11 protein-coding genes are annotated in these 13,774 nt (G+C 44.3%); 8 read left to right on the forward strand and 3 right to left on the reverse strand.

The genetic code is table 11. From position 1 onward, the window contains the following. The first annotated feature begins 51 nt into the window (after positions 1-51). A complete protein-coding gene (locus AC622_RS21145; protein WP_053103702.1) occupies positions 52-1,929 on the forward strand; it encodes an Ig-like domain-containing protein in 1,878 nt (625 codons plus the stop codon). A 103-nt stretch (positions 1,930-2,032) separates the two neighbouring features. Continuing rightward, entirely contained in the window at positions 2,033-2,926 is an 894-nt protein-coding gene (locus tag AC622_RS01935) for an alpha/beta fold hydrolase (protein WP_082196982.1), read from the forward strand. Positions 2,927-2,968: 42 nt separating this feature from the next. Here the strand turns inward: AC622_RS01935 and putP are convergent, their stop codons facing one another. Continuing rightward, a complete protein-coding gene (putP, locus tag AC622_RS01940; RefSeq protein ID WP_082196983.1) occupies positions 2,969-4,435 on the reverse strand; it encodes a sodium/proline symporter PutP in 1,467 nt (488 codons plus the stop codon). 198 nt (positions 4,436-4,633) lie between these two features. On the opposite strand from putP, the gene AC622_RS01945 reads away from it, so the two are divergent. Further along, entirely contained in the window at positions 4,634-5,485 is an 852-nt protein-coding gene (locus AC622_RS01945) for a VOC family protein (protein ID WP_049669536.1), read from the forward strand. A 41-nt stretch (positions 5,486-5,526) separates the two neighbouring features. Here AC622_RS01945 and AC622_RS01950 read toward each other — a convergent pair whose 3' ends face one another. Continuing rightward, positions 5,527-6,057, reverse strand: a complete 531-nt coding sequence (locus AC622_RS01950; protein WP_049669537.1) for a hypothetical protein — start codon at positions 6,055-6,057, stop codon at positions 5,527-5,529. A 164-nt stretch (positions 6,058-6,221) separates the two neighbouring features. On the opposite strand from AC622_RS01950, the gene secG reads away from it, so the two are divergent. The 3 genes from secG to rnr all read left to right on the forward strand — a co-directional run bounded on the left by secG (position 6,222) and on the right by rnr (position 9,767). Further along, positions 6,222-6,455, forward strand: a complete 234-nt coding sequence (secG, locus tag AC622_RS01955) for a preprotein translocase subunit SecG (protein WP_049672739.1) — start codon at positions 6,222-6,224, stop codon at positions 6,453-6,455. Positions 6,456-6,588: 133 nt separating this feature from the next. Next, on the forward strand, positions 6,589-7,335 hold the full coding sequence (locus tag AC622_RS01960) for an alpha/beta hydrolase (protein WP_049669538.1): 747 nt from the start codon (positions 6,589-6,591) through the stop codon (positions 7,333-7,335). Positions 7,336-7,373: 38 nt separating this feature from the next. Further along, a complete protein-coding gene (rnr, locus tag AC622_RS01965; protein ID WP_049669539.1) occupies positions 7,374-9,767 on the forward strand; it encodes a ribonuclease R in 2,394 nt (797 codons plus the stop codon). Positions 9,768-10,077: 310 nt separating this feature from the next. Here rnr and AC622_RS01970 read toward each other — a convergent pair whose 3' ends face one another. Beyond that, positions 10,078-11,244: an IS256 family transposase gene (locus AC622_RS01970; RefSeq protein ID WP_049669540.1), complete on the reverse strand. Its 1,167-nt coding sequence runs from the start codon at positions 11,242-11,244 to the stop codon at positions 10,078-10,080. Between the two features lie 603 nt (positions 11,245-11,847). Between AC622_RS01970 and AC622_RS01975 the strand changes: the two genes are divergently transcribed. Then, on the forward strand, positions 11,848-13,230 hold the full coding sequence (locus AC622_RS01975) for an L-cystine transporter (protein WP_049669541.1): 1,383 nt from the start codon (positions 11,848-11,850) through the stop codon (positions 13,228-13,230). 106 nt (positions 13,231-13,336) lie between these two features. Then, a complete protein-coding gene (locus tag AC622_RS01980) occupies positions 13,337-13,714 on the forward strand; it encodes a RidA family protein (RefSeq protein WP_049669542.1) in 378 nt (125 codons plus the stop codon). The last annotated feature ends 60 nt before the right edge of the window (positions 13,715-13,774 follow it).

Consider the following 13,774-nt stretch of genomic DNA (forward strand, 5'->3'; position numbering starts at 1 on the left):
TCTCCTGTGTTAGAATATTCGTAGTTTACTTAGCGAGGAGATTAGGAAAAAGTGAAGTCATTTCTATTGCGAACGTTCTTATTGGTTATGTTGGTTATCGGAATAGGATGGAATAATGCGTCAGCTGCGGAGAATACGAATCCAAACTTTCAGGAAATAAATCGTCTGCTGACTGCCGCGGCAATCGAGAATGGAATTCCGCCTGAGGTACTTAAGGCGGTTGCGTGGGAAGAATCAGGTTGGAGACAGTTTGTTAACGGAAAGCCTTATGTTTCAAGTGACGGCGGAATTGGTATTATGCAAATCACGAATAAGCCAGAATATAATCAGACAAGTTTGAAGAATGATATCGCGTATAATATTCAAGCTGGGGCAAAGACATTAGCCAGCATGTATAAAAGAGGAGATCTCCCGAAGATTAAAGGAGCATCCAGTTCAGTTATCGAGAACTGGTACTTTCCAGTGATGGCCTATAACGGGACAAAGCCTGCGAATAGTCCGTTGTATAAGGCTACAGGTGCAGTAAACAGCGAGGCCTATCAGGAAAAAGTCTTTCAAGACTTACGTGATCACTTACTTGCGGGGAGAACTTTGGGAAGATACCCGTTTACAGTGAATGACTTTGAATATGATTCAACTACTACAAAGAATATTGTCTTCAAAAAGAAACTATATACATTATCAACTGTCATTACAACATCACATGCTGGGTTTTCTGTGAACAGCAAGGCGGTAACAACAGATAGTGTGAAGCTAAGGAAAACGCCGGGAACATCAGTCAAGGAACTTAAAACCCTTTCGAAAGGTACCGTTTTGACCATCACCGGAAATTTCGTCTATGATGAGACCAAGACAAGTAAGAATCAATTTGTATGGTATCCAGTGAAGACAAATAGCGGTGAGAAAGGATACGTCTCTTCCGGTTATTTAGCGAAATCCATCTTTACGGTTAATAAAGTGACTGACCAGTCAACTGCTGTGACAGGGAATGTAGCAAAAGGATATTCCATTACAGTGACTGGTTCGGATAAAGTGAAGAGCAGAGGAATTTCCGCTGCCAACGAGAACTATTCTCTCAAAATCAGCAGCAAGCTTAAACAAGGGACGAAGCTGACCTTCCTATTAAAGGATGGGCAGGGTCTTATTCATGAAAAGAGGACCATTACGGTAACAGATGGAACGAAGCCGGCTGTTCCAAAGGTTAACACGATTGATGACAATGACACGGTCATCACGGGAACGGCTGAAAAAGGCTCAAGGGTTTATGCGTATGTGAGCGGAAAATCAATCGGAAATGCCAAGGCCAATAGCAGTACGGGCAAGTATTCCATTGCTATCTCCAAGAAGAAGGCTGGTACAAAGGTTGTCTTGAAAGCCAGGGATGCAGCAGGTAATTACAGCGCAGGCAAGATAATGACCGTCATCGATAAAACTCCGCCAAATACCCCAAAAGCCAACACAATCGATGACAACGACACCGTCATCACGGGAACGGCTGAAAAAGGCTCAAGGGTTTATGCGTATGTGAGCGGAAAATCAATCGGAAATGCTAAGGCCAACAGTAGTACGGGCAAGTATTCCATTGCCATCTCCAAGAAGAAAGCTGGTACAAAGATTGTCTTGAAAGCCAGGGATGCAGCAGGTAATTACAGCTCAGGCAAGACAATGACCGTCATCGATAAGACACCTCCTGCCGCGCCAAAGGTCAATAAAGTGACAAGCAAGACGACAAAGGTGACCGGGACAGCAGAAAAGAATGCAACGGTGAAGATCTATCGCGGCAGTACGCTATTGAAGACAGCAACGGTCAATTCGAAGGGAAGCTATACGTTAGCCATTAAGGCACAGAAAAAAGGAACTGCCTTGAGTGTGTATGCTTACGACAAAGCGAAGAATAAGAGCAAGGCGACCAAGGTCACCGTTAAATAAATAATAGATCAACAGCCGAGAGCAGCAATTGCTCTCGGCTGTTTTCGTCTAATTTAGAGGAGTTATGGCTAGAATCAACGAATGATTTATGTGGGAGGGATGAATGATGGAGAATGGGATATATGAGGTGGATGTTCATTCCATCAAGCATTGGGTCAAGATTGAAGGGGCGGAACATGAGACAACACCCCTTGTTATTCTGCATGGCGGGCCGGGAGGCAATCATTACACCTTTGAGCATACGACAGGACCTCTTCTTTCAAAGAAGCAAACGGTCATTTACTATGAACAACGAGGCTGCGGCAGGAGTGCAAAGCCAGCCCTTGATACCGATTATCGAATGGAACAGCTTGTTTCAGATTTTCATTTAATCAAGAAATGGCTCGGTCATGAAAAGGTTGACCTCTTAGGATATTCCTTTGGCGGTGAGCTTGCGCTGGAGATTGCCTATATGATGCCTGAAGAGATTGGGAGGCTCGTATTGTCTGGGCCGAGTTTGTTGGAGCTGAATATCGGGAAGGTTCTGCAAATTGCCGGGTTCATGTCAGTCGTTGATGTTCCTATATTGAAGGAAATAAATGAACTGATTCGCCAGGAGCTACCGGTGGCGGATTTATATGAGCTAGTCTGGAATCTGGCTGATTCAAAAGCGGTTGACCGTCTCTTATTTCAGAATCAAGAAAAGGCCCGTATGAATCGCTCCTTATGGGAGAAAAGCGGGCTTGTCAACACGGGACACATGATGGGCATACTACAAAATGAAACAAGGGATGAGCCATTAGTGAATCGGTTAGGCCGAATAGGGCAGGAAACGCTGATTATTGCGGGGATTCATGATTATAATACAGGAATACCCCTTTCTAAGCTCATTCATCATCACCTCCCAAACAGCTGTTTTCACCCTTTTTACCATAGTGCGCATTTTCCTGACCTGGACGAGCCGGAACGATTTATTCAGGTCGTGCAACAGTTCTTGGAGCAAAATAGCCCCTGCTAAAGGATGAAAAATAGCTGCCCAGTACTCCGGGCAGCTAGATGATTATGGCTTGATTAATTGTTTGAACTCATCAAATTGTTCTTCAATCTCTTTCTTTGGTTTAGCTGTCAGCAGGCTGACAACGACAATGGCCAAGAGACTGACACCAAATCCAGGGATCATTTCATAGAGGGTATCTGATAACCCGAAGCTCGACCAGGCGATTACGGTAATTGCTCCGCCGAGAATCCCTGCTAATGCTCCCCATTTGGTCATCCGTTTCCAGAATAGGCTTAGCAAAATGAGCGGGCCGAATGAAGAGCCGAAGCCAGCCCATGCATACCCAACGAGATTAAGGATGGTGGCGTTTTTCTCCCAGGATAGAAATAAAGCGACAACGGCAACGAGCAATACGGATAGTCTGCCGAAGAAAACGAGTTCTTGATCTGTCGCTGAGCGTCTGACGAATGTTTTATAAATGTCTTCTGTTAAGGAGCTGGAAGTGACAAGAAGCTGTGAAGAAATGGTGCTCATGATGGCAGCCAAGATGGCAGAGATTAAAAAGCCGGTGATAATCGGATGGAATAAAATTTCGCCTAACATAATGAAGACTGTCTCAGGATTGCTGAGTTTAGGTCCATTCTTCGCGAAATAGGCGATTCCGATTAGCCCTGTCAGCATGGCACCGATAATGGAGAAAATCATCCAGCCCATTCCAATCCGGCGTGCTTTCTTGATTTCTTTCACCGATTGAATAGCCATGAAGCGGACAATAATATGCGGCTGGCCGAAATAGCCAAGACCCCATGCGACAGAGGATAGTAAACCAAGCATGGTAGTTCCTTTAAATATATCCATTAGTGCCGGATTAATGGATTCAACCGTTTCGATGGTTTCCCCCATGCCGCCAACTTCAATAAGGGTAACGATAGGAACGAGAATAAGAGCGATGAACATGATGAGACCCTGAACAAAATCTGTCCAGCTTACGGCTAGAAATCCGCCAAATAAAGTGTAGGCAATAACGACGAGGCTGACAATGATCAGGCCTGTATGATAGCTCAGGCCAAAGGTACTTTGAAAAAGGACACCACCTGAGACCATTCCTGAGGAGACATAAAAGGTGAAGAAAATCATGATGACCAATCCTGAAATAAGGCGGAGCATTTTAGAGGTATCGCTGAAGCGGTTCTCTAAATAACCTGGAATCGTGATAGAATCATTCGCTAGCTGTGTATAAACACGCAGTCTAGGTGCAACGTACAGCCAGTTTGCCCATGCGCCAATGGTTAAACCGATGGCAATCCATGAAGCGCTCAACCCTGAAACATACATAGCTCCCGGAAGTCCCATTAAGAGCCAGCCGCTCATATCAGAAGCACCGGCACTGAGAGCCGTTACGGCTGGGCCAAGATTTCTCCCTCCAAGCATATAATCGGTTAAGTTTGATGTACGTCGAAAGGCAAAGTACCCAATCCCAAGCATTAAAACCATGTACAGAACAACTGAACTTATTAAGGCATAATCCACCCAATCAACCCCCTCTTTCTTATCTCTACTGATTATATTAATCGGCGAGAGAATATATTGCTATAATTGTATTAGAAAATTCTGAAAAATGCACCTAATTAACTAGGTCTTTTATCATAACGCTAGCAACTTATCATTCGCAATCCTTGCACAATGCTTGTATAATTACACTAAAATAAGAAGAAATGGGTGAGGAGAATGGGGAAGAACTATCATCAAAAGCCTTGTAAGTATGTAGAAAGTCTCGAATTAAAGATAATGGATATTGAGGGATCGATTCGATATTATGAAACAATCATTGGCTTCCGTGTGTTAGAACGAGAGAAGAAGAGAGCTGTCTTGACGGCAGATGGGAAGACACCGCTTCTGACATTGATTGAGCCGGAAGGTGTTTCAGCAAAAGAGCCGCATCGAACAGGCTTATATCATTTTGCGCTTCTTTTGCCTAATCGTTCTGACTTGGCTGATTTTCTTCAATCCTTGGTGAAATTGAATGTGCGAATTGGGGCATCCGATCATCATGTCAGTGAAGCGATTTATTTACAGGATCCTGATGATAATGGCATTGAAGTTTATGTAGACCGTGATGATTCCAATTGGATTTGGAATGAGAAAGAGGTTCATATGACGACCGAGCCGCTGAATGCGCGTGATTTGCTCCAGGCTGGAACGAAAGAGGGGTGGAAAGGGCTGCCGGAAGGAACCATTATGGGGCATATTCATCTTCATGTCGGTGACTTAGCGGAGGCTGAGAAGTTTTATTGTGACGGCCTTGGATTTGAGGTGGTCACTCGTTATGGCGGTCAGGCTTTATTCATTTCCTCCGGCGGGTATCATCACCATATTGGACTGAATGTGTGGAACGGACAGCATATTCCTGCGGCATCGCCGAACAGCACGGGGCTAGAGGATTACACGATTGTTTATCCAGATGATAAGGACAGGGAAGAAGCAGTCTTGAGAATAAAAGCTCTAGGAGCAGAGGTTACCAAGATTAACGATATTTATGAAGTGATTGACCCGTTCGGTATGAAAATTCATCTCTCTTAAAAGAAGAGCTGCCTCCCAGCCTTGAGGCAGCTCTTCTGTATCTATTTATTGCGGTATTCCCGTTTAAGTTCCGTTTGGAAGCGGTCAAAGAATACGCCAATCAAGAAGAAGGCAATCAGCAGCGGATAGAAGGTGTGGAAGACCTGCTGGACAGATTGGGTGCTCCAGAGTTCGGTCATGAAGCTGCCTGGGCTGATGAACGCCTGAATGATAATCAAACTATGTAAAGCCAGCCAGAATAAGGTCAGCGTCCCCGTGCTTGTTCGAACGATGATTGCCATGACCGCCACAGCTAATGCAGCCGCCGCTATAAGGGCGTACTCGCCTAAGGTGTAGGCATTGTTCATGAAAAGGCTGTAAATGAACAGACCTATTAAGAAAAAATGGACAAAGTACGTCAGGATGTACAACGGCATAGAGCCATTCATTTTTGATAAGAGCAATAGAATGCCTGCTATGAGCAGGAGAATGCCTAGGAGATAATCAGCTCGCATGATGAGCAAAATAAAGCCGCCAACTAAGAACCCAGCCATGTTCACATAATCAATTCGTTTCATGATGTAATTAAACATGCCGATTGCCCCTTTCTGAAGGGTAGTAGAAGTCATTATTTATTTTATACCCGACAATGAGGAAAATAACTCCTGTACCACTCGGGTTTGTTATTGTGAAAAAAAGGCGGGTATGGTAAAGTGATAATATTGAGTAGACCGTAATTAGGAGGTATTTGTTCGTGCTGCATACTGTACTGATTATTTTATTGGTTATTACGTGCATTAGTTTAATTGCCGTTGTCTTGCTTCAATCCGGCAAAAGTGCTGGGTTATCAGGTGCTATTTCCGGCGGTGCTGAACAGCTTTTCGGTAAGCAAAAGGCTCGCGGCTTGGATTTGATTTTACACCGTGTCACAATCGTTCTTTCTATTTTATTCTTTGTTCTTACGGTACTTGTATCCTTATTCGGCAAGTAATTTCATATGAGCAAGCAAACATAGCCTGGCGAATTGCCGGGCTTTTTTGATGTTTGAGGGGGCGAAATAATAGCCTTTGCCGATTGTACATCGTAAACTTAGGATACATACAATGCAAAAAGGGGATAGTTACATGAAATTGACACAGCCAAAGCCATTTACTTTTGAGGGAGGAAGCCGGGCTGTCCTGCTCTTGCACGGATTCACAGGCAGCAGCGCAGATGTTCGTATGCTTGGCCGTTTCCTTGAGAAGAATGGGTACACAAGCCATGCGCCGCAATACAGAGGTCACGGAGTTCCGCCTGAGGAATTGGTGAATTACGGGCCGATGGACTGGTGGAAGGATGTCATGAGAGCCTATGATAAACTGCGTACGATGGGGCATAAAGAAATTGCCGTCGCTGGTCTTTCATTAGGTGGGGTATTTTCCTTGAAATTAGGTTACACTGTACCTGTGAAGGGTATCGTACCCATGTGTGCACCCATGTATATAAAAAGTGAAGAAACGATGTATAAAGGGGTACTTGAGTATGCCCGTGAATACAAGAAACGAGAAGGCAAAAGCGAGAGTGAGATAGAGGCTGAGATGAAGGAATTCCAGAAGAGTCCTATGGAAACGCTGAAGGCTCTCCAAGAATTAATTGGAGATGTCAGGGACCATGTAAGCCAAGTGGATGTCCCTCTCTTTGTCGTACAAGGGCGTCATGACCATATGATTAATGTTGATTCCGCGAACATCATCCATGATTCAGCCAAGAGCGAGCAGAAGAGCTTGAAATGGTATGAGGAATCTGGACATGTTATTACAACGGATATCGAGCGTGATCAACTTCATAAAGATATACTCGAATTTTTAGAAGGATTAGATTGGACTGATTAATCCTTCAATCTAGAGAAGTGAAGGAAGGAGGGGTTTGAATGGATGACAATATACGTCAACTCGTAGACAAGCTATATTCTTATATGAAAGAAGAAGCTTACAAACCCATGACAGTACAAGAATTAGAGGAAGCGATGGGCATTGATGATTCCGAGGATTTTAAGGATTTCGTCAAGGCGCTCGTTTATATGGAAGAGCGAGGAAAGGTCGTAAGGACGCGTTCCAATCGTTACGGTTTGCCGCAGCGCATGAATCTCGTTAAGGGGAAGGTTTCCGGCCATGCGAAAGGCTTTGCCTTCGTTATTCCTGAAGAGAGAGACATGATGGATGATATCTTCATCCCGCCGCATGAGCTTAATAATGCGATGCATGGCGATACCGTTATGGTACGGGTGTCGGGAGAATCCTCAGGTGCCCGCCGTGAAGGATCCATTGTCAAAATCGTAGAGCGCGGTGTCAAGAATGTCGTCGGTACGTATACCGAAACAAGAGGAATTGGTTTCGTCATTCCGGATGACAAGAAAATGGCAAATGATATCTTCATCCCGAATGAGGCGAAGCATGGCGCCATTGAAGGCCATAAGGTTGTTGTGAAAATCACTACTTATCCAGAAGGCAGAATGTCTGCTGAGGGAGAAGTTGTGGAAATCTTAGGACATAAAAATGACCCAGGTGTGGATATCCTCTCTATTATCCACAAATTTGAGCTGCCGCAGGAATTCCCTGAGGATGTGCTTGAACAAGCGAACCGTACGCCGGATGTGATTGATGAGAAGGATTTGAAGGACCGCCGTGATTTGCGCGGCCAAACAATCGTTACGATTGATGGCGCGGATGCGAAGGACTTGGATGATGCGGTTACAGTTACACGTCTTGATAACGGCAATTATAAGCTTGGTGTCCATATTGCGGATGTTTCTCACTATGTAACAGAAGGCTCCCCGATTGATAAGGAAGCTTTGGACAGAGCGACAAGTGTGTACCTCGTCGACCGGGTTATTCCGATGATTCCACATCGTTTGTCCAACGGAATTTGTTCCTTGAATCCAAAGGTTGACCGTTTGACGTTATCATGCGAAATGGAGATTGATTCAGAAGGAACGGTTGTTTCCCATGAAATTTTCCAAAGTGTGATCAAGACAACAGAACGGATGACTTATTCAGATGTGAATGAAATCCTTGTGGATAAGAATGAGGAATTAATTAAGCAGTACGAACCATTAGTGCCGATGTTTGAGGAAATGGAAAAGCTTGCAGCCATTCTGCGTCAAAAACGGATGAGACGCGGAGCAATCGATTTCGATTTCAAGGAAGCGAAGATCCTTGTGGATGAAAACGGAGAACCGACGGAAGTTGTCATTCGCACGCGTTCGGTTGCTGAGAAATTGATTGAAGAATTCATGCTTGCAGCCAATGAAACGGTGGCAGAGCATTTCCACTGGATGGATGTTCCGTTCCTATACCGGATTCATGAAGAGCCGAATGAGGCGAAGCTGCAAAAGTTCTTCGAGTTTATCGTTAACTTTGGCTATATCGTAAGAGGAACAGCTAATTCGGTACATCCGCGTGCCCTTCAGGAAATCATTGAAGCGGTGGAAGGAAAGCCGGAGGAAATGGTTGTCTCAACCGTTATGCTTCGTTCTATGCAACAGGCAAAATATGACCCAGAGAGTCTTGGTCACTTCGGGTTATCAACAGACTTTTACACACATTTCACATCGCCGATTCGTCGTTACCCTGACTTAATTGTCCACAGATTAATCAGAACTTATTTAATCAATGGAGATTTAAGCAGCCAGACGCAGGAGAAATGGAATGAAAAGCTTGGCGAGATTGCTCAGCACAGTTCTGCCATGGAACGCCGGGCAGTTGATGCTGAACGTGAAACAGATGACCTGAAGAAAGCGGAATTCATGGAAGACAAGATTGGCGAGGAATTCGACGGCATCATCAGCTCTGTCACGAATTTCGGGATGTTTGTTGAATTGTCCAACACGATTGAAGGTCTTGTCCATGTCAGCTATATGACAGATGACTATTATCATTTCGATGACCGTCAGTACGCGATGATTGGCGAGCGGACAGCAAAAGTATTCCGCATCGGTGATGAGATTACGGTCCGTGTCATTAATGTCAACAAAGATGAGCGTGCGATCGACTTTGAAATCGTCGGCATGAAGGACAACCGCCAGCGCGAGCGCGGCGAGAAACGTATCTTTAAAGCTGAGCCAGGCAAGAACCGGCGCAAGGATTCAGGCCGCCCGCAAAAAGGCGGAGGCAAGCGCAATGAGCGCGGAGGCGGAAGCAAAGGCCCCGGCTCTGGTTCAGGCTCCAGCCAAGGTTCCGAGAAAAAAGGACCTAGAAAGAAAAGAAAGTTCTATGAAAACGCCCCTAATGCTAAGCGCAAATCCGGGCGCAAAAAGAAACGATAAACGGAGGAGAGTACCCCATTGGGATGGGGTGCTCTTTTTTTATAGAGGTTGTGCTTCTATGGAGGAATTACTCAGGAGCGGGCGAGCGGTCTGCGCCCTAAGCAGTCAAGTCCTCACTTTTGTGTAAATTACTAAAACAACTGTTTTCCGCTAACTTAGTTTGATTGGTTTGTTGTTTCCCCCTACATTTTTTTGAGCGAAACTTCCATGGTTCCCTAGCTCACAATCAGTGAAGGTTGTCAAAGATGTCCTTTCCTTTGACTACCTTCACTGATTGTGAAATCATCATGGATGGAAGTTTAAAATAGACCTATTTACCAAGAGATTTTTTCTTGTCATAGCTAGATTCTTGATAATGCATCAAAACAGCTCCCACTAACCGAAACGCAGATTGGGTGTTTGGAAAAATCCGTATGACCTTTTCTCTTCTGCGGACTTCCTGATTTAGTCGTTCCAGTGAGTTTGTACTGCGGATATGAGGATGCATCTTCGCGGGATGACTCATGTATTGGATGGTATCTTCATATCCATCATCAAGTATTTCCAGGGCCTTTTCATACTTAGGTTCGTCACTAAATTGCTTCATTAATTCCTCCTTGAAACGCCGGCTATCCTCTATTTTTACAGCTCCGAATACTCGCTTGATCATGCTCCGTATTTCTTCCGAATTCTTTTTGGGAAGCTTCTCGATTATGTTGCGCTTAAAATGGACATTACATCTTTGCCAGCTAGTCCCAATGAACTCACGCTGGATGGCTTTCTGTAAGCCCTGATGTGCATCGGAAATCACGAGTTTTGGGGATTGGAGACCACGAGATTTAAGCTGTTGGAAAAATCTCGACCAACTTTCGAAGCTTTCCACATGATCTATGCTCAAGCCGAGGATTTCCCTTTTGTTTTTCTCCGTTATAGCTGTCGCTATATAGACAGCTTTTGATACAACCCGATGGTTTTCCCGCACTTTAATGTACATGGCATCCACGAAAAGATAAGGATAATAATCCATATTTAATGGTCTATTTGCCCACTCGTTCACAACGGGATCCAACTTTTGAGTAAGAGAAGAAACAAATGATTTAGAGACACTTTCACCGCAAAGCTGTTCGATGATATGTGTCACCTTACGGGTAGAGACTCCATTGATCACCATTTCCAGCATGGATAAGATGAAGGCTTGGTCACAACGAGCATATTTCTCGAAGACCGTAGGGGAGAAGTCACCACTTCGAGTTCTGGGAACCCTCAACTCAAGCTTGCCGATACTCATCGTCAACTCACGATCATAGTAGCCGTTTCGAAAATCACGTCGCTGGTTGGTGCGCTCATAAGCCGAGGCTTGGATGAACTCATCTCTCTCTTTCTCCATGTACTCGTTTAAGACCAATACAACCGCCGATTTAATGACAGTATCTAGATTAGAATTAATAACGGATTCTTTTAAAATGTCCATATCAAGGTTAAACTGTAACTGAGTCATTTATATTCCTCTTTTCCACTAATTTTTCGTAGCTGAAAACAGTGTTGCCAAGAGTGAATAAAATGACTCTCTTTTTTTACACAATTATATGGACTTAATCCCCTAAGCCAGATTTATCGCCCTTACCCTAGTATTTTCGCCTATACCGTTCGGATTTCGCCCATACAAAGAATGTTTCGCCCTTAACCAGTGAAAGCTCGCCCTTAAACCCTGTCTTTTCGCCATAAACAGAGAGAATTCGCCCTTAAAAGGTGAAATCCTGAATCGCCCATTAAAAAAGAAGACCATTAAGGCTGGATAAATGAAAATGGACAAGCTGACCTTTTTGCAGAGATTACTGTATTTTTTCGTTAAATTTCTTATAAAAGTTATCAATAGGACAGCCAAATTGAAATATCGTTTCCTATGACCAATGACCCCTATTTACGATATTCTGATTCAATGGCCATCCCCTCGGGTAGCAGAAAGACAAGGTTTTATCCATCGGTGTACGATTTTAGAGGAAAATCCAAATGATAAGAGCATATAATTTACAAATCGTTCAAGAATGTTTATAATCCTTATAGTAATACTATGAATTAGCGAAGAGGGGGATATACCAAAGTGGATACTTTGTTATTGCTTGTCAATATTATTTTGTTACTAGCTCTAATCGGTCTTTTATATTTCATGCAGAAGAAACATGTCTCGTTTTCTAAGCGGGTATTTACAGCTCTTGGCCTCGGGCTCATCCTTGGCTTCTACCTGCAGTTCGGCTATGATAGCGGATCAGAGGTGCTTGAGGGCACGAAGAATTGGTACAGTATCGTTGGAACCGGCTATGTCAGCTTCTTGAAGATGATTGTCATGCCATTGATTGTTGTTTCCATCATCTCTGCGATTATCAAAATTAAAGGGGATAGCGGTGTTGGGAAAATCAGCTTTTCCATTATCGGTGTGCTCGTTGCCACAACAGCGATTGCGGCAGTCATTGGGATTGTGAGTGCACTAGGGTTTGACCTTTCCGCTGATAATCTTGAAAATGGTGAAGCAGAGCAGGCTCGCTCTGCCCAATTAGAAGAAACGATGGTTCAAGTGGACGACTTAAGCTTCCCTGAGCGGATTCTGCAGGTCATCCCAACGAATCCATTTCTTGATTTAACTGGACAGCGTCCTACTTCTACTATTGCAACCGTCATTTTTGCCGCCTTTATAGGGATAGCAGCAATTGGGGTCCGCAGAAAGGCTCCGGAAGAGTTCGCGACATTTGAGAAAATCATTGATGCGCTGTATAAGATTGTGATGCGGATTGTGACATTGATTCTTCGACTTACTCCATACGGCATTGTGGCTCTTATGGCCAATACGATTGCGAATACGAATATGGATGGGGTTATCGAGCTTTCTCGATTTGTCATCGCCTCCTATGTGGCTTTGATTGTTATGTTCCTTGTTCATCTAGTCATTTTAAGCTTCTCCGGCCTTAGCCCGGTACAATATGTAAAGAAAATCGGACCTTTGATGACATTTGCCTTTACATCTCGTTCTAGTGCGGCTGCGATTCCAATCAATGTGGAAACCCAGACCACTCAATTCGGGAACTCAAGAGGCATTGCGAACTTTGCGGCATCTTTAGGTGCATCCATCGGTCAGAACGGCTGCGCGGGAATATATCCGGCTATGCTGGCCGTCATGATTGCGCCAGACCCGCTTGATCCGGCTTTCTTGATTCAACTAGTCATCATCGTAGCCATCAGTTCATTTGGTGTCGCTGGTGTTGGCGGCGGTGCAACATTTGCTGCCTTGATTGTCCTATCAAGCATGAATCTGCCAATCGGCATCGCGGCTCTTTTGATTTCTGTGGAACCACTTATTGATATGGGCCGTACTGCTCTTAATGTGAGCGGCTCTGTGACAGCTGGTCTAGTGACAGGAAGAGCGACAGGACAGCTTGATAAAAAAGTTTATAACAGTGAAAAAACAGAGATGGAATCTGTTGAATTGTAAGGATGTGCACCCGCACATCCTTTCTTCCTTTTAGACAGCAGGAAAAAGGCGGTTCAAGTCGAATAATATAAGGGTATGGAATAGAGTGAAATGGAGGAATACTACTATGGGAAAGAAAATCATCCAAACATCAAAGGCTCCTAGCGCAATCGGCCCTTATTCTCAAGCTATCGAGGCCAATGGATTCGTGTATACATCCGGCCAGCTGGGACTTGACCCGGAAACAGGGGAATTAAGAAGCGGTATTCGCGAACAAACACAGCAGGCGTTAAAGAATGTCCAGGCTATCTTGAATGAGGCAGGGCTGAGTCTAGATAATGTGGTTAAAACAACGGTATTCCTGCAGGATATGAATGACTTTGCAACGGTTAATGAAATCTATGCGATTTACTTTAACAGCTCCCTTCCGGCAAGAAGTGCCATTGAGGTCGCACGCCTGCCAAAGAACGGGCTTGTAGAAATAGAGGCAATTGCTGTAGTATGATAATAGAAAGAGCCAAGTAACGGCTCTTTTTTTCAAAATGACCCGTATAAAGAGAGAGGG

This window comes from Bacillus sp. FJAT-27916, from assembly GCF_001183965.1.
Lineage (GTDB): Bacteria > Bacillota > Bacilli > Bacillales > Pradoshiaceae > Pradoshia.

Coding starts and splice junctions, on each gene's coding strand:
- AC622_RS01935 (WP_082196982.1), top strand. CDS start 2,033: ATGATGGAGAATGGGATATATGAGGTGGATGTTCATTCCATCAAGCAT.
- AC622_RS01945 (WP_049669536.1), top strand. CDS start 4,634: ATGGGGAAGAACTATCATCAAAAGCCTTGTAAGTATGTAGAAAGTCTC.
- AC622_RS01950 (WP_049669537.1), bottom strand. CDS start 6,057: ATGTTTAATTACATCATGAAACGAATTGATTATGTGAACATGGCTGGG.
- AC622_RS01960 (WP_049669538.1), top strand. CDS start 6,589: ATGAAATTGACACAGCCAAAGCCATTTACTTTTGAGGGAGGAAGCCGG.
- rnr (WP_049669539.1), top strand. CDS start 7,374: ATGGATGACAATATACGTCAACTCGTAGACAAGCTATATTCTTATATG.
- AC622_RS01970 (WP_049669540.1), bottom strand. CDS start 11,244: ATGACTCAGTTACAGTTTAACCTTGATATGGACATTTTAAAAGAATCC.
- AC622_RS01980 (WP_049669542.1), top strand. CDS start 13,337: ATGGGAAAGAAAATCATCCAAACATCAAAGGCTCCTAGCGCAATCGGC.